The organism is Streptomyces triticirhizae (assembly GCF_003696235.1).
Classification (GTDB): Bacteria; Actinomycetota; Actinomycetes; order Streptomycetales; family Streptomycetaceae; genus Streptomyces; species Streptomyces triticirhizae.
The window spans coordinates 19784-36863 of sequence record NZ_RFFJ01000043.1; the positions used below are offsets into that span (position 1 = coordinate 19784).

Here is a 17080-nt window from a genome sequence, read left to right on the forward strand (position 1 = left end):
CGCGTCGGGGCCAGCGCCCCGGCGGCGTCCGGGCCGGCCGAGCCGTATGCGCCTGCCCGCGCGCAGGCACCCGAGGAGGCACCGATGAGCTTTGTGAGGACCCGCGACGGAGCGCACATCTACTACAAGGACTGGGGCATCGGCCCGCCCGTGGTCTTCTCGCACGGCTGGCCGCTCCAGGCCGACGTCTGGGACGACCAGCTCAACCTCGTGGCCGAGAACGGCTATCGCGGGATCGCCCACGACCGGCGCGGCCACGGTCGTTCCACCCAGACCTGGCACGGCAACAACATGGACACCTACGCCGACGACCTGGCCGAGGTGATCGAGCAGCTCGACCTGCGGGACATCACGCTGGTGGGACACTCCACGGGCGGCGGCGAGGTGACGCGCTACATCGGCCGCCACGGCACCGACCGGGTCAGCCGGGTCCTGCTGCTGGGCGCGGTGCCGCCGCTGATGCTCAAGACCCCGCAGAACCCCGAAGGCACCCCGATCGACGTCTTCGACCAGATCCGGGACGGTATTCGTAAGGAACGGTCGCAGTTCTATCTGGATCTGACCGAAATGTTCTTTGGCGCCAACCGCCCGAACAACAACGTGACGGAGGGCAACAAGTACGCGTTCTGGCTGATGGCCATGCAACTCGGCGTGCGGGGCGCACTGGACTGCGTCGCGGCGTTCTCCGAGACCGACTTCACGGAGGACCTGCGGCGCATCGACGTGCCCACCCTGGTGATCCATGGCGACGACGACCAGATCGTGCCGATCGACGCCGCCGGCCGGAAGTCGGCCGAGATCATCCCGGACGCGAACCTCCACGTCTACGAGGGAGCGCCGCACGGGCTGGCCAACGTGCCCGGCTTCAAGGAGAAGTTCCACGAGGACCTGCTGGTGTTCCTGAAGCACTGACGTCCCCGGAGCGGGGCCGCGAGCGGTGGAACGCGAGGGGTCGGGTGGCCGTCACGAACGGCGCCCGGCCCTCGCGCCGGTTGGATTCGTGCGGGTCGGATTCGCGGGTCGAATTCGCGCGGGCCGGCTGTCGGTGCCCGGTGGTACAGTGACCGCGCTTGTGACGACGGCCCGTTGAGGGCCCCGAGAACGGGAGGTGAGGTTGATGGCTGTGGTGATGACGCCTGCCCCGAGCAGCGCACGGACCGTCCTTCTCCTCCCCAGGGTTCCGGCCGCCGCCTGACCGACGCATCCCGACGTCACGCTGTCGCGCGCGGGACCCTTTTCGCAAAGGGTTCTCATCTGTCATGAGTTCGCGTTCCCTCTCACGTTCCACCGGCGATTTCAACGATCTCAACGACTTCGACGACCTCCACGGCTCCGGCGAGCCCGAGGGCACCGTCGACCCGGTCGACCCCAACGGCCTCCTGTCCGCGCACGGTTGGGACGACGGCTGGGCCGCCGCCTTCGACGAGCCGGGTCGTGACGGACTGGTGCCGGCCCGGGTGGTCCGGATCGACCGGGGCCGGTGCGACCTGGTCACCGCCGTCGGCCCGGCGCGCGCCGAGAGCACGACCACGCCCGGCGCCTGCACCGGCGACTGGGCCGCGCTGCGGGACGGCGCCCATCCGCGCCTTGCGGCCCTGCTCCCGCGCCGCACCGCGATCGTGCGGGCCACGGCCTCCCGCGACTCCCACAGCCAGGTGTTGGCCGCCAATGTCGACACCGTCGTCCTCGCGGTCTCGGCCGGCGGCTCCCTGGACGCCGGGCGGCTGGAGCGCCTGCTGGCGCTGGCCTGGGAGAGCGGCGCCCGCCCGGTGGTGGCGCTCACCAAGATCGACCAGGCCGCCGACCCCGAGGCGCTGTTGGAGGAGGCCACCGCACTGGCCCCGGGCGCCGATGTGGTGGCGACCAGCGCGCTCAACGGCGAGGGCGTGGACGCTCTCACCGCGCTGCTGAGCGGGACGGTGGTGCTGCTGGGCACATCGGGCGCCGGCAAGTCGACGCTGGGCAACGCCCTGTTGGGCGAGGAGGCGCTCGCCACCGGCGACATCCGCGCCGTGGACGGCAAGGGCCGACACACCACCGTGCGCCGCGAGTTGCTGCCGCTGCCGCAGGGCGGGGTGTTGATCGACACCCCGGGGCTGCGCGGGGTCGGCCTCTTCGAGGCGTCCGACGGCCTGGGCCAGGTCTTCGCCGACATCGAGGAGTTGGCCGAGGAGTGCCGCTTCGCCGACTGCGCGCACCAGGCGGAGCCGGGCTGTGCGGTGCTCGCCGCCATCGAGTCGGGCGCCCTGCCCGAGCGTCGACTGACCAGCTATCGCAAGCTGTTGCGCGAGAACGCCTGGGCGGCGGCCCGCACCGACGCCCGGCTGCGCGCCGAGCAGGCCAGCCGCTGGAAGTCGATCGCCCGCACCCAGCGTGCCGCCTACCGCTTCCGCGACCGGCAGCGCTGACCGGCCGCCGGCGACGTCGAACGGGCTGCCGGCGGCGCGGACCGGCTGCCGGCGGCGTCGAAAGTGCTGGCCAGTGGCGTTGAACCGGCCTGCTGGCGGCGCCGATCCGGCCGGCCGACGCGGGGAGAGGTCGGGGGCGTTCGACCGTTTTTCACCAACTGTCGGGCGCCCTCGGCGCGTTGGGACCGTTCCGTGACACGGGGCGCTGGACCGGGGAACTCGGCCGAGGCGTAATATTGATTACATGATTACAGACAAGGGGCGGCAGGAGCTGCACGGCTGGTTCGTCGGTCGACTGCCGGAGTCCTGGTTCACCGAGCTGGTCGAGGTCTCCGCCGACCGCGAGGAGATCACAGTGATCGGCCGGATAGCGGAGCCGGACCTCCCCGCAGGGGCGTCGATCACCGAGTACGAGGCGGCCTGTCAGGGGCGCATCACCGAGTTCCGCGAGCGCACCAGGGCGCAGCGGGTCGAGGTGGCGCGCGAGGCGCAGATCCGCTTCCGGCGGCAGCTTTCCTGGGGGGCGCGCTGCGGCCACAGCCAGGAGATGTTCACCCACATCTCGGCCCCGGTGATGACCCGCCTCAAGCAGCCGGAACGGCTGGTGCTCGACACACTGATCGCCGGCGGCGTGGCCCGCAGCCGAAGCGACGCGCTCGCGTGGTGCGTGCGGCTGGTGGAGCGCAACGCCGACTCCTGGCTCGCCGATCTACGCGAGTCGCTGCACGAGGTGGAGCGCGTACGCACCAAGGGGCCGGCGCCCGCCACCGAGGACGGCCTGGAGGGCAGCGCCCTGGAGAAGACCGAGAAGTAGCGCGGCCGGGACGTGACCCCGTCGCGCGCGACACGACGCGGCCTGGCCAGGGGGTCCGAGGGGGACGTCAGGCAGGGGGAAGACGGGGGGGAAGACGGGGAGGCGGCCCGAGGGGGGCCGGTGGGGGGTGTTTCGGGGTCGGTCGGCGAGGGGGGCTGACCGACCCCGGGGACAACTCGGGAGGCGGCGGGCGAACTTACGGGACATATCACCATACGCCGCCGCATGGTTTTAACTTTACGTTACCTTTCTCCCATGCCACAACGACGGGGAGCCCGACGCCGTTTGACGGCTGCGGACTGGGCCGACGCGGCGCTCGACGCGCTGCGGGACGAGGGAAGCCTCAGCGCCATCGCCATCGAGCCCCTGGCCGCGCGTCTTGGCGCGACCAAGGGCAGCTTCTACTGGCACTTCACCAACCGTGACGCCCTGATCGACGCCGCGCTGGCCGGTTGGGAGGCCCGTTCCACCCGCGAGCTGCGCGAGGCCGTCTCCGTCGGGGAACGCGAACCGGCCGCGCGGGGGCGGGAGTTGCTGCGCACCATGACCGGTCTCGCGCACCGGGACCCTACCGAACTCGCACTGCTCGCCGAGGCCGGGCAGCCACGCGTGGCGGCGGTGCTGGAACGGGTGATAAGTCGGCGGCTGGACGCGCTGACCTCGTTGCTGCGGGCCACGTTGTCCCTCCCCGAGGAGGAGGCGCGCCAACGTGCCCTGCGCGCCTACTGCGACCAGCTGGGCCGGGCCCAACTGGCGCGCGCCATACCCACGGTGCTGCCGGAGGCGGCCCGCGACGAGGAGACCTGTCTTGACTCCGCCTGGCGCTCCCTGCTGGGCGCGACGGCCGGCGAACCCCAGCCGTGACCGTTCGACGGGCCCGGCCATGCCCGTTCGACGACCGTGACCGCTCGACGATTGTGACCGCTCGACGCCGCGCGGGTGCCGCCCCCTGAGGAGGCGGCGAGAAGGCGCGGCGCGCCAAAACGGAGAGGGAGAACGGACCGGCGACGGAGTGGTGGGCGCGAGAACACTCCGGGCGGGGCCCCTGATTTCCCCGACCCGGAGCTTGTGCGTTTTCCCTGTGCCAGGCCGCTCACCGACCCGGACTGACCGAGTTCCCCGCCGGGAAGGGCGCCAAACCATCCGACCGCGCCTTCCGTTCCCCGCACGCGGTGTGGGACGGGCCCCGACGGGTACCCGAGGCGCTCCCGACGTGGTGAGGAGGAAGCCATGCAGCAGCGTGGGAGCGACCAGTACAGCCCGCGTCGCGACGACGAGATGAAGCATGAGCTTCAGGGCATGTTGCGCGGCGAGCGACCGTCGAGGGCCGAGGAGTGGCACGACCCCGAGCCGGCGGCCGACGACGATCCGCCGCTGGCCGACGGGCCCGTCCGGCCCGGCACCGGGGCGAACGCCGAGGAGTGGAACGACGAGGCGTTCCGCTTCGAGCTGGCCCGCTATCTGCGGCGGACCGACTTCCCGGCCGACCGGCCCGAGGTGCTCGCGGCGCTCGACCAGAACCACGCGCCCGAGCCGTTGATCGAGACGGTGCGCGCCGACCTGCCCGAGGAGCTTGCCTACCAGAACGTGCAGGAGGTCGCGGTCGCCCTGGGCCACCACCCTCGGGCCTGAAACGCCCCCGAGGCCCGAACGGCCCCGGAGACCTGGGCTTGAGCCCCGCCGACGCCCGCGCGCCCGGCGGGGCTCGGTGACGGGCAGCGACGTTCGGGGGCTTGTGGGGCGGACGCCGTATACGTTTGACTGAGTCAATGAATGCTCAAACGAAGCCGGCCGGCTCCGCCGAGGAGCCGGTCGACGAGGAACTGGTGCGCTCCCTTCGGGAGTTCAGCCGCGAGTACACCCGGCTGATCGGCGCCCTGGACTACCGCCACCGGCTCGGCACCCCGCACTCGCTGCCGGAGGCTCGGGTGCTCTACGAGTTGGCCGCCGGCCGCCGGGTGCCGGTGGCGGCGCTCCGCGAGCGGTTGGACATGGACGCCGGGCAGCTCAGCAGGTTACTGTCGCGCGCCGAGGCCAGGGGCCTGGTCGGGAGGGAGAGCGATCCGGCCGACTCCCGGCGGCAGTTGGTCGGCCTGAGCGGCGCCGGCCGGGAGGCGGCCCGGCTGCTGGACCGCAGGGCGCGGGAGGCCACCGGAGCCCTGGTCCGCGACCTGTCGGCCGCCGAACGCGAGCGCCTCGGCGCCGCACTGCGCGTGGTCACGCTGCTGCTGGGTCTGCGCCGACGCCCAACCGGACACCTTCTCCGACCGCCGGAGCCGGGCGAATTGGGGTGGGTCATCCAGCGGCACGGTGCGCTCTACACCGCCGAGTACGGCTGGAACGCCGCCTTCGAGGCGCTCGTCGCCGACGTCGTGGCCACGTTCGCCCGCGAGCACGACGCGGCGCGCGAGGCCGCGTGGATCGCGGAGTGGGACGGCGAGCCGGTCGGGTCCATTCTCTGCGTCGCCGAACCGGATGATGCCGAGACGGCGCGGCTGCGGCTGCTGTTGGTCGAGCCCCACGCGCGCGGCCTCGGCATCGGGGGCGCGCTGGTCGCCCGTTGCCTCGACTTCGCGCGCGGAGTTGGCTACCGCCGGATGGTGCTGTGGACCAACGAGTGCCTGGCCAGCGCCCGTCGCCTCTACCAGGCGGCCGGCTTCACGCTCACGGACAGCGCGCCGCACACGCTCTTCGGCCCACGGGAGACCGGCCAGACCTGGTCGCTGGACCTGACCCGGCCGGCCGACGGGGTCCGGAACGCGGTCTAGGCAGGGTGGCGTTCTAGGTCGTGTCCCGGGGGCGAGGTCTGGAGCGCGGACTCGATCGCCGCCAGGATCTCCGTGACGCGGAGGCCGAACCGGGCGTCGCACGGGTGGGGTTGGCCGCCGTTCGCCGACTGGATCAGGGCGTCCACGGCACGCTGGAACGGGCGGACCGGGCCGCCGCCGCCCGACTCGGGGAGGGTCGAAACGCCTGCGGCGCCGCGCAGTTCGGCCTGGAAGCCGGCGGCCTGCGGCGGCATCGAGAGGCTGAGGGTCAGCGTGCTGGTGGCGCCCGAGGCGTGGCAGAGTACGGCGTGCACCATGTCGTCCGGGCCCCGGGCGGCGCGGATCGACGCGAGGTCGACGACATCGCCCAGCGGGGGCAGCAGCAGCGAGAGCGCGTGCGGCCCGATGTCCCACAGCGCGCCGCGTTCGCGACGCCAGGGCGTGGCCGGGTTCGGCTCCTCGGGCCCGCCGAAGAGTGAGGCGAACGCCTGGACGCTGCCGGTCAACCAGCCCTCGGTGCCGCTCTGGGCCGCCACCCAGGAGGCGGTCTCCGGGGCGAAGCGGAACGTGCAGAAGACCACCGAGGCGCGGTCGTGCGCCGCCACGGCGTCGGCCACCGCGCGGGCGCCGTCGACCGTGGTGGCCACCGGCTTCTCCAGCAGCAGATGGCAGCCGGCCTCGGCCGCGCGCACCGCGAGCGGCGCCTGCACGTCGGGCGGGAGCGCGAAGGCGACCGCCTCGCAGTCGGCGAAGAGCGCCTCGGGGGTGTCATAGGGGCGGGTACGCAGCGTGGTCGCCAACTCGGCGGCCGCCTCGGGCCTGCGGCCCCAGACGCCGGCCAGTTCGACCTCGGGGTGCTCCGCCAGGCCGGGGCCGTGGGTGACGCCGGCCCAGGGGCCGGTGCCGAGCAGGCCAATCCTCATCCTCTGCACGCCTTTCTCGCTTGTTCGGCGTCTCGTCTGCCGCGACCGGGGCCGCACGAGTCCTTCGCCTCCTTCGCCGCGCCAGCCGCCGTCTCGCCTCGCGCCGTTCCACCGCCGTTCCGCCGGGCCCGGCGGCCGGAGGCGCCGCCCCACCCTAACGATCTCGTTCCCTTGCCCGCACAGCCGGCCCCGGCGCGGATCGGCGACTCGTTCACAGCGGCTTAACAACAGGGCAACGGAAGGGCAATCGCCGCTGGCCATGGTGTGCCCAACGTTCGAAGCGGCACGCCATCCACACCGGCGAGGCGCGCAGGCGAAGGCGCCGGCGGACGCCCCCCGCGCAGTCCCGTGAAGTCCCGCGCAAGCACCCGCGAAGCAACCGCGTTGACCTCCCAAGGAGTCCCCACCGTGAGCTACAAGGCCGAGTACATCTGGATCGACGGCACGGAGCCGACCGCCAAGCTGCGTTCCAAGACCAAGATCCTGGCGGACGGCGTGGAACCGCCGGTGTGGGGCTTCGACGGGTCGAGCACCAACCAGGCCGAGGGCCACGCCTCGGACTGTGTGCTCAAGCCGGTGGCCAGCTACCCGGACCCGATCCGGGGCGGAAACCACCTGCTGGTGCTGTGCGAGGTCTACAACACCGAAGACGACTCCCCGCACGTCTCCAACACCCGCGCGCAACTGCGGCCGGTGGCGGAGAAGTTCTCCGCTCAGGAGCCGATCTTCGGTATCGAGCAGGAGTACACCTTCTTCAAGGGCTCGCGCCCGCTGGGCTTTCCGGAGAACGGCTTCCCCGCGCCGCAGGGCGGCTACTACTGCGGCGTCGGCGCGGACGAGATCTACGGCCGGGACATCGTCGAGGCGCACCTGGAGAACTGTCTCAAGGCTGGCCTGGGCATCTCCGGGATCAACGCCGAGGTGATGCCGGGCCAGTGGGAGTTCCAGGTGGGGCCGCTCTCCCCGCTGGAGGTCTCCGACCAGCTGTGGGTGGCTCGTTGGCTGCTCTACCGCACGGCCGAGGACTTCGGGGTCTCCGCGACGCTGGACCCCAAGCCGGCCAAGGGCGACTGGAACGGCGCCGGCGCGCACACCAACTTCTCGACGAAGGCGATGCGCGAGGGCTATGACGCGATCATCACCGCGTGTGACGCCCTCGGCAAGGAAGGCAAGCCGCTGCACCACGTGCGCAACTACGGCACCGGCGTCGAGGACCGGCTGACCGGTGCGCACGAGACCGCGCCCTGGAACGAGTACAGCTACGGCGTCTCCAACCGTGGCGCCTCGGTCCGCATTCCCTGGCAGGTGGAGCGGGACAAGAAGGGCTACATCGAGGACCGCCGTCCGAACGCCAACTGCGACCCGTATGTGGTGACCCGCCTGATGGTGGAGACCTGCTGCACCGATCTGGAGCAGGCCGGCCTGGTCTGACCGACCGTCGTCGGAACGGTCGTCCGGTCGGGTCCGACCGGCCCCGCGATCTCCCTCGGCCCACGGCCAACAGCTCGGGCGTGGCATCGGGGGAAGCACATCGAAGGCGCTCGCCCGAGGCGGGCGCCTTCGGTGTGCGCCGGCCCAGGCAAGTGGAGAGGTGTTCCGGGAAAGCCGGTTCGCGGAGGGCCGCTCCGAGGTATCCCGGCCCTCAGAGGCTTTCCGGATCACCTCTCCGGAAGGCCATGGCGGAGAGCCTCTCCTGGGAGCCCGGTTCGGGAACGCCGCTCAGCGGGGCCGGCTTCCGGAGAGTCGCTCCGGTTTCTGGAGATCGGCTCCGGCTTCTGGAGAACCGCTCCGGAACAGCGGCGAGTCTTTTCGGAACACTTCTCCGGGCGCGCCGCGCCGGAGTGGTTCTCCGGAAGGTCACGTCCGGGAAGAGCCACTCCGCGGAGCCCGCTCCGGATGGCCGTGCCGGAGATCTCCTCCGGAACGTCGCCCCGGACAGACTGCGGACGGCGGTTTCGGAGAGAATCTCCGGAAAGCCCTCTGGGGAGAGCCCTCCCCGGGACGGCACTCTCGGGGAGAACCACCCCGGATGGCAGCCCCGGAGAACCCTCCGGAGGGTCCCGCCGGAGAGCCGCTCCGGAAGATTCAGCCAGAGGACCTCTCCGGAAGCCGCTCGGGAAACCGGCGCGAACACCCGTCCCGGAGAACCCCTCCGGAACCTGCCCTAGGGGACCCGCACCGCAAAGCCGCTCCGGAGAACCTCTCCGCGAGGTCGCGGCGTTGCCTTCCGTTCCGGACGGTGTTCGAGGTGTAGCCAGCGCCACCGGGCTTTCGGGGTCTGCCCCCGTTACGCTCCCCCTTTCAGCGAGTGAGACTTGTGGGCACACGGGGGCGGCGCGAGTGAGCGGAAGGGTCAACGACGAGATGAGACGGGAACGGCCGCGGAACGGCCTGCTGGCGGCGGCTCAGGGGCTGCTGCTGATGCTGCTGTCGCTGGGCGCGTCGCTGACGCTGTTCGCCCTCTTCGTGGTGTCCCTGGCGCTGGTGCCCCTCGGCGTGGGGCTGCTGGCCGTCCCGGTGCTGGTGCCGGCGATCCGGGCCAACGCCAACCAGCGACGCCAGTTCGCCGACTCCTGGTGCGGGATCTCGATCCCCGACGCCTACCGGCGGCTGCCACACGATCCGCGCGGCGGCATCGCGGGCCAGGTCTATCGCGCGATCCAGCTGCTGAAGGACCCGGCCACCTGGCGTGACGTGCTGTGGCTGCTGCCCGACGGGGTGGTCGGCTTCCTGCTGGCGCTGCTCCCGTTCGGGCTGCTGTCCTTCGGCCTGTGGGGACTGGTCTTCGCTGCCGGCGTCTGGGTGCCGATCGTCAACGCGACCGGCACGTTCTGGTGGGCGTTCGTGCCGGTCTCCGGGTTCTTCACGGCGATGCTGGCGGGGCTGGTCGGGCTCGCGTTCATCGTGCTGGGGCTGCGCTACAACACCCGGCTGATCGCGCTGCACTTCCACTTCACGCGGGTGATGATCGGGGCGCCGGAGAAGCAGTTGCTGGCGCAGCGGGTGGCCAGGCTCCAGGAGACCCGGCACGACGCGGTGGACGACTCCGCGGCCGAGCTGCGGCGCATCGAACGGGACCTGCACGACGGGGCGCAGGCCCGGCTGGTGGCGATGGGCATGAGCCTGGGCGCCGTGGAGGCGCTGATCGAGAAGGACCCGAACGAGGCGAAGCGGATGCTGGCGCAGGCGCGGGCCAACTCCGCCGAGGCGTTGACCGAGCTGCGTGACCTGGTGCGCGGCATTCACCCGCCGGTGCTGGCCGAGCGTGGACTGGGCGACGCGGCGCGGGCGTTGGCCCTGCGGATGCAGGTTCCGGTCGAGGTGGACGTGGAGTTGCCTGGCCGGCTGGAGGAACCGGTGGAGTCCGCCGCCTACTTCGCGATCAGCGAGGTGCTGACCAACGCGGCCAAGCACGCGCAGGCGGAGCGGATCTGGCTGGACATCTACTACAACCGCAAGGAGCGCACCCTGCGGGTCGCGATCACCGACAACGGCAGGGGCGGCGCCTCGTTGGAGGGTGGCAGCGGGCTGCGCGGGCTGCAACGGCGGCTGGGCGCGTTCGACGGGGTGCTGGCCATCAGCAGCCCCGAGGGCGGGCCGACGCTGGTCACCATCGAGATCCCGTGCAGCCTGGCCCGGCGCGGCCAGGTGCGGGCCGAGTAACGCGCCGGGCGTGGGCGGAGCCCGAAGACCGGTCGGCGGTCACGTGCGTGCCGATGAGCGGAGAAGTATTCCGGATGCCGTTCCCCGATGAGGTGGCGCCGGTCGAGGTGGTGCCCTACCGAGCCGGGTGGGCGACAGGGTTCACCCGGCTGGCGGTCGAACTGGGCGGCGCACTGGGCCCGTTGGCGTTGGCGGTCGACCATGTGGGGTCGACCTCGGTGCCCGGGCTGGCCGCCAAGGACTGCGTGGACCTTCAGATCAGGGTCGCCGGTCCGCCCCAACCGGCCACGCTGGTCCCACCGTTGGCCGCCCTCGGCTACCGGTTGCGGCCCGAGCCGTGGAACCGGAGCGAGACGGCGAACGGGACGGTCTGCCCCAAGCTCGTGTTCGCCCCGCCGGTCGGCGCGGCGGTGCGGCGCAACGTTCATGTGCGGGCGCACGGCGGCCCCAACGCCCGGTTCGCGCTGCTATTCCGCGACTTTCTGCGGGCGGACGCGGAGGCGCGCGACGCCTGGGGAGCGTTCAAGACCCGACTGTCCATGAGCGTTTCCGACCTGGCGGACTACGGCCAGATCAAAGCACCCGCCACGGTGGTGCTGATGAGGGCGGCGGAACGTTGGGCGGCGACGACCGGCTGGCGGGAGAGCTGACGGGAGAACCGAGGGGGAGTTGACGACCGGCGGCGCGTTCGGAGAACGTCTCCGTTTCGCCCGGCGTCGCGGAACGTTGGCTCGGTCAACTGTGCTTATCCGCGTGGGGCTTTGTGGAGCGTCCCTGCGCTGAGGAGTCGGACGGTTACGATCGAGACGCTCGTCGCGGGGCGGGCGCGGTCGACGCTTCAAGGAGGCGGCACGTGGCGGAGATGCGGCCGGGCGGAGCCCTCGGCCCCGCACCCCTTGGCGCCGACGACCCGGCGGCCGTCGGCCCGTATCGACTGTTGGGACGGCTGGGCTCCGGCGGAATGGGCCAGGTCTATCTGGGGCGTTCGGCCGGCGGCCGGATGGTGGCGCTCAAGGTGGTGCGCGGGGATCTGGCGCGAGAACCGGAGTTCCGTCTGCGGTTCCGCGCCGAGGTGCGGGCGGCGCGGCGAGTCGGCGGGCTGTGGACGGCACCCGTGCTCGACAGCGACACCGAGTCGGCCGTGCCGTGGGTCGCCACCGGCTATGTGGCGGGCCCGCCGCTGCGGCGGGTGGTGGAGTCGCTGCACGGGCCCCTGCCGGAGACCTCGGTGTGGGCGCTGGCGTTCGGGCTGGCCCTGGCGCTGAGGGACATCCACGGCAGCGAGCTGATCCATCGTGACCTCAAGCCGTCGAACGTGATGGTGACGCTGGAGGGCCCGAAGGTCATCGACTTCGGGATCGCCCGGGCGGCGGACGCCAGCTTGGTGACCCGCACGGGGTCGCTGGTGGGCTCCCCCGGGTACATGCCGCCGGAGCAGATCAGGGGCGACCAACTCAGCGGCGCCACCGATGTGTTCGCGCTGGGGGCGGTGCTGGCGTACGCGGCGACGGGACGGGCCCCGTTCAGTTGGGACGGCGCGCCCAGCCACACGGTGCTCTACCGGGTGCTCCACGAGGAGCCCCGGCTCGGGCCGATCGAGGGCCCGTTGCACGGTGAGCTGCGCGCGCTGGTGGCACGCTGCCTGACCAAGGACGCGGCGCTGCGCCCCACGGTGGACGAGATCGAGACGGTGGCCCGGGAGCGGTCCGGAGACGACTTCTGGCTGCCGGCGGCGTTGACCGCGCGGCTCGGTCAGGAGGCCGCCGCGCTGCTGGACTTCGACGCGCCGGTGAGCGGGCCACCGACCTGGTGGAGCCCGACCGCGCCGGGCACGCCGCCGCCGACCCCGTACCGGAGCGCCTCTCCCCCGCCGGGCATCTCTCCGCCGCCGGCCGCCGCGCCCACGTTCCCGCCGAACGGGCCAGCCGGCACGACGACCGCGAACGCCACCGGCCGGCGCCGGCGTTCGGTGCTGGCGGCGGTGGCCGGGGTGGCGGCCCTGGCGGTGGCCATGCCGCTGATCGTCCTCGCCGCCTCCGGTGACGACGGCGACGAGGGCCAGGTGACGGGCGAGGCGGGCGGCACGGCCGCCGAGGAGCCGGACGACCAGGCCGGCGGCGGAACCGGGCCGGGCGACGACGCCCCGCTGGCGGACCTACTGCCGACCGAGGTGCGGGAGGCGGGCGAACTCACCTTCTGGGTCGCCGAACGCCACAACCCGGTCCTCTACGAGGAGGGCGGAGAGCCGGTCGGCTTCGAGGTGGACCTCGCGGTGGCGATGAGTCAACGGCTGGGCGTCGAGGCGGTGTTCACCCTGTCCGATGACCGGCCGACCGCCGTCGAGGGCGCGCTCCGGAACAGCGCGGAGATGCCAGGGCACGTCGTGATGTCGGGCTTCACGGACACCGCAGACCGACGCCGCGACCTGGGCCTCGACTTCGTCAACCACTTCGGCGACGGCTTCGCGGTGATGAGCGACGACCCGCAGCGCTCGGGCGAGTTGGCGGAACTGTGCGGGCAGCGGGTCACCTCCTACAACGACGCCTACCTCCAGGAGGTCGTCACCGAGTCGACCGCGCACTGTGCGGAGCCGGTGGAGCTGCTACCGGTCCCCAGCAGGGGCGACATGGTGGAGGCGCTCCAGGAGAACGAGGCGGACGTGGCGGTGCTGCTCTACTCGCAGGGCGCGCGCTATCTCCATGAGCACCCCGGCACGGGCCTGACCGTCGCGCTCGACTCGGCCGAGAAGGGCTTCCGTGGCATCGGCGTCCCCCCGGACCGGACGCCTCTGCGCGACGCCGTCGCCGAGGCGGTCGACCTGCTGATCGAGGACGGGACCTACGCGACGCTGCTGGACCGCTGGGGCATCCCGGAGTCGGCCATCGACACGGCCTCGGTGAACGGCGGGGGCGGCAACGACTGAGCGCGGTTCGGCGGTCGTGTGGGAAGGGAGGCCGAACCGGGCACGGTCTCCGTTTCCGGTCCCGTAGGCTGCCGGATCGCTTCTCCGCATCCGCCCCGCCGGGACCAAGCGGAGCGGTCATCCGCCGTGCCACGGGAGTTCGCCCCCGGATCATCGCGCGTGCATGACAACTCACCTACGCTGGCGCCGTGTTGTGCGTCCTTGACGCGCGCACGCCCCCCACAACTCCCCTCACCCCAGCGAAGGTGGCGCGGATGAACAGGTCGATGAGGTCGACGCACCGGACGGCGAACGGGACGGGCCTGCGGAGGTGGTTCGGCGGCGGCGCGGCGGCCGTCGGCGGGGTCGGCGTTCTGCTGGTGGGCGCGGGCGGCGTGCACGCCGCCGATCCCGGGCAGGCTCCGTACTCCGCGAGCACCTCGGTCGGCGTCCACAACGCCTACCTCCAGAGCGCGTTCCCGTATCTCGCCGACGCCCTCGACTCCGGCGCCGGCATGATCGAGATCGACGTCTGGACCAACTTCTTCGGCTCCGGCTGGCGGGTCGGCCACAACAGCCCGTTCACCAACGAGAACAACTGCGTCGGCGCCACCACCCCCGACGGCCTGCGCACCGGCGACCGCGACCAGAACCTGGCCGCCTGCCTCGCCGACCTGCGGACCTGGCACGACGCCAACCCCGGCCATCGGCCGATCCTGTTGAAGATCGAGATGAAGGACGGCTTCGCCGACAACCTCGGGCGCGGGCCCGCCGCCTTCGACGCGCTGGTCAACGACGCCCTCGGCGACGCGCTCCTCCGGCCTGCCGACCTGACCGGGGGCCACCCCACCCTGGACGCGGCCGTCACGGCCGACGGCTGGCCCAGCCGCGACGCGTTGGCCGGAAAGTTTCTCATCCATCTGATTCCCGGGACCGTCGAGGAGGGGAATCCGCTCGACAACCTGTGGACGGACGTCGAGTACGGACGCCACCTGCGGGATCTGTCCGCCTCCGGCAATCTGGGCCAGGCCGTGGCCTTCCCCGCCGTGCACGGCGCCGAGGCCGGCGACGATCCCCGGGTGGACCGTTACGAGGAGTCGATCCGCCCGTGGTTCGTGGTCTTCGACGGGGACGCCGCCACGTTCCTCGGCTCGGTGGACACCGGCTGGTACACCGACCGCAACTACCTGCTGGTGATGACCGACGCCCACAGTGTGGCCCCGCCCATCTCGAACACCGACCCGAGCGAGGCCGAGGCGCTGGAGCGCGTCAACCAGCTGGCCGCCGGCGGCGCCGCGGTCGCCAGCTCCGACTGGACCGGCCTGCCCTCGGTGCTCTCCACGGTCGTTCCCCACTGAGGCGCGACTCCGACCACCTGGGCGACCGCTCCCGCGTGCCGGACCCGGTCCGGTAGGGCCGGTCCTGAACGGTCAGGCCGGGCCGGGTCGCGAACGGCATAGGCTAGGGGCCCGGCCGGGTCCCACCGGGGCCCTGCTCCACCGGGTCGGCAAACGTTCAGGAGACGGAGAGTTCCGTGCGGGTAGTTGTCGCCGAAGACCTGTTTCTGCTCAGGGATGGTCTGGTCCGGCTCCTGGAGGCACACGGTTTCCAACTGGCGGCCGCCGTGGACAACGGACCCGAACTCACCCGGGCCCTCGCCGAGTTGAAGCCGGACGTGGCCGTGGTGGACGTCCGGCTGCCGCCGTCGTTCACGGACGAGGGCCTCCAGTGCGCGCTCCAGGCGCGCCGCGAGCAACCGGGGCTGCCGGTGCTGGTCCTCTCCCAGCATGTGGAACAGCTGTACGCGCGCGAGCTGCTGGCCGACGGCGCCGGCGGCGTCGGGTACCTGCTCAAGGACCGGGTCTTCGACGCGGACCAGTTCGTGGACGCGGTCCGCCGGGTCGCCAGCGGCGGCACGGCGATGGACCCGCAGGTCATTCAGCAGCTGCTGGCGCAGCGCAGCAGCCACGGTTCGCCGCTGGAGAAGCTGACGCCGCGCGAGCTGGAGGTGATCGAGCTGATGGCCCAGGGCCGATCGAACGCGGCCATCGCTGAGCGCCTCGTGGTCACGGAACGGGCGGTCGCGAAACACACGTCCAACATTTTCGCCAAGCTCGGCCTTCCGCCGTCCGACGACGACAACCGCCGCGTGCTCGCGGTGCTGGCCTATCTGGAGCGGTAGCCCTCGACGCGGAGCCCTCGACGCGGGCGGCGCGACGGGTTCCGGCGGGTCGGCCGGACCGGGGGGCAGGGCCTTCGCAGCAGCCCGGCCGATGCGGCGGCGGAGCGGCGGGACAACGGACCGCCGGCGGGCGGGTGTTGCGCAACCGTCGGCCCAGCCCAACGGGCGAACCACCCGAGCACGGGGCTCACCTGCCGTCGCCTGGCGCGGGAAGCGCCGAACCAACGCGCTGCCGCGCGGCGAGGCTTCGCCCCAGACGGCTGTTCGCCTGGGGCGCCTCGGCGAGAACGGGCGAGCGCGGAGTCGCCCCCGGGCGCGCTGCATCGGGCCGGAGAGCCTCTCCACTTCTGCTGGCCCCAACACCCCGATCGCGGGTCCCGGTTGACGACCGGCGCGACCCGCGCCCACCTCAAACGGCAGACAGCGCGCGCCCAGCCGGAGAGTCCCTCCGCACCCATCGGCTCCAACGACTCCACCCCGAACCGGCGTTCGCCGCCGACGCGTGCTCGCGCGCTGGCGCCGCACCCGATTCGGAGAGCTTCTCCAGCTCGACGCCCGCCCACGACGCCACCCGGCGGACGCCCCTCTCATGCGGAGAACTTCTCCGAGCCCGGAGCCCAGCAACATCCCCACCCCCAGCCGTCCTTCGCCGTCGGCGCGCACCGGCGCCCCCGGCAACGACCGCCAACCGGAGAATTCCTCCGCATCCCCGCATCCCCGCATCCCCGCAGCCCCGCAGCCCGTGACACCCCGCTTCCGGCCATCGCTTGCCACCCCAACCGGACCACCTCTCCGAATTCCGGCGGCCCACAACACCCACGCCCCCGCGCCCCGTTCACCATCGGCGAGCCCACGTGCCACGCGCCACGCGCCTCGCGCCACGCGCATCCACGCACCCGTCGAAGGCGGAGCACCTCTCCGCATCTGCGCTCGCCGCGCCCCGTATGGCCGCACAAACGGAGCACCTCTCCGTATCTCCCTCCCCCGCGCCACGCCCGACCGGCGCCACGCCAGGCCACGCCCGGCCACGCCGGGCCGGGCCGGGCCGGGCCCGCGCACGTCAACACCCCGTCCACGGGCGCCTTCCGCCGCCCCCACCGCGCACCGCCGTCGCACCACCACGCTCCGCGTGCGACGCGTAACCGTCCGTGGTGCGGCTCGTTCTGCCGGTTGTGCCTTCCAGTGACATCTCCCCCAGCGACGCCCGGCGGGCCGCGCCCGCGTTGGCCATCGACCAGGCCGAGGCCGTGCTGGTCGAGCACTACCCCCGGCTGGTCAGGCTCGGTTACCTGATTCTGCCGCCGTCGTTGGGCCGCCACCGGCGCGTGCTCGGCGCGCACGCCGTCGCCCAACGGGCCTTGCCGCGCGGCCGGTCCGCCGAGGAGGCGCCGCCGGTGCTGCCGGCGCAGCGCGGCGGCGG

13 protein-coding genes and 1 pseudogene are annotated in these 17080 nt (G+C 72.5%); 13 read left to right on the forward strand and 1 reads right to left on the reverse strand.

The genetic code is table 11. The features are described from left to right. Positions 1-84: 84 nt before the first annotated feature. The 6 genes from EBN88_RS10680 to EBN88_RS10705 all read left to right on the forward strand — a co-directional run bounded on the left by EBN88_RS10680 (position 85) and on the right by EBN88_RS10705 (position 5990). Positions 85-912 carry an alpha/beta fold hydrolase gene (locus EBN88_RS10680; protein WP_122183583.1) on the forward strand — a complete coding sequence of 276 codons (828 nt, stop codon included), beginning with the start codon at positions 85-87 and terminating at the stop codon, positions 910-912. 347 nt (positions 913-1259) lie between these two features. Beyond that, a complete protein-coding gene (gene rsgA, locus EBN88_RS10685) occupies positions 1260-2408 on the forward strand; it encodes a ribosome small subunit-dependent GTPase A (RefSeq protein WP_122183584.1) in 1149 nt (382 codons plus the stop codon). Positions 2409-2652: 244 nt separating this feature from the next. Then, positions 2653-3222 (forward strand): hypothetical protein, encoded by a 570-nt coding sequence (locus EBN88_RS10690; protein WP_122183585.1) that lies wholly within the window; start codon positions 2653-2655, stop codon positions 3220-3222. A 285-nt stretch (positions 3223-3507) separates the two neighbouring features. Further along, the gene (locus EBN88_RS10695; RefSeq protein WP_233580585.1) at positions 3508-4086 is read left to right on the forward strand and encodes a TetR/AcrR family transcriptional regulator; all 579 of its coding nucleotides are present in this window, start codon (positions 3508-3510) and stop codon (positions 4084-4086) included. A gap of 366 nt (positions 4087-4452) precedes the next feature. Then, the gene (locus EBN88_RS10700) at positions 4453-4854 is read left to right on the forward strand and encodes a DUF2795 domain-containing protein (RefSeq protein ID WP_122183587.1); all 402 of its coding nucleotides are present in this window, start codon (positions 4453-4455) and stop codon (positions 4852-4854) included. A gap of 137 nt (positions 4855-4991) precedes the next feature. After that, a complete protein-coding gene (locus tag EBN88_RS10705; protein ID WP_122183588.1) occupies positions 4992-5990 on the forward strand; it encodes a bifunctional helix-turn-helix transcriptional regulator/GNAT family N-acetyltransferase in 999 nt (332 codons plus the stop codon). Here EBN88_RS10705 and EBN88_RS10710 read toward each other — a convergent pair. After that, complete coding sequence (locus EBN88_RS10710) at positions 5987-6913, reverse strand: Gfo/Idh/MocA family protein (protein WP_122183589.1); 927 nt, start codon at positions 6911-6913, stop codon at positions 5987-5989. The two genes, EBN88_RS10705 and EBN88_RS10710, sit on opposite strands and share 4 nt — an antisense overlap. Before the next feature lie 408 nt (positions 6914-7321). Here EBN88_RS10710 and glnII point away from each other — a divergent pair, with 408 nt between their 5' ends. From glnII to EBN88_RS10745, 7 genes and pseudogenes are all read left to right on the forward strand, one after another. Then, positions 7322-8344: a glutamine synthetase gene (gene glnII, locus EBN88_RS10715; RefSeq protein ID WP_122183590.1), complete on the forward strand. Its 1023-nt coding sequence runs from the start codon at positions 7322-7324 to the stop codon at positions 8342-8344. Between the two features lie 933 nt (positions 8345-9277). Next, entirely contained in the window at positions 9278-10576 is a 1299-nt protein-coding gene (locus EBN88_RS10720) for a sensor histidine kinase (RefSeq protein ID WP_122183595.1), read from the forward strand. Positions 10577-10629: 53 nt separating this feature from the next. Next, the gene (locus tag EBN88_RS10725) at positions 10630-11226 is read left to right on the forward strand and encodes a GrpB family protein (protein ID WP_233580586.1); all 597 of its coding nucleotides are present in this window, start codon (positions 10630-10632) and stop codon (positions 11224-11226) included. A 212-nt stretch (positions 11227-11438) separates the two neighbouring features. Continuing rightward, on the forward strand, positions 11439-13499 hold the full coding sequence (locus EBN88_RS10730) for a serine/threonine-protein kinase (RefSeq protein ID WP_233580589.1): 2061 nt from the start codon (positions 11439-11441) through the stop codon (positions 13497-13499). Positions 13500-13765: 266 nt separating this feature from the next. After that, positions 13766-14836 (forward strand): phosphatidylinositol-specific phospholipase C domain-containing protein, encoded by a 1071-nt coding sequence (locus EBN88_RS10735; protein WP_122183596.1) that lies wholly within the window; start codon positions 13766-13768, stop codon positions 14834-14836. A gap of 176 nt (positions 14837-15012) precedes the next feature. Next, complete coding sequence (locus tag EBN88_RS10740) at positions 15013-15660, forward strand: response regulator (protein ID WP_122183593.1); 648 nt, start codon at positions 15013-15015, stop codon at positions 15658-15660. A 1172-nt stretch (positions 15661-16832) separates the two neighbouring features. Further along, positions 16833-17080 (forward strand): annotated as a pseudogene (locus EBN88_RS10745) (hypothetical protein); the annotation flags it as partial.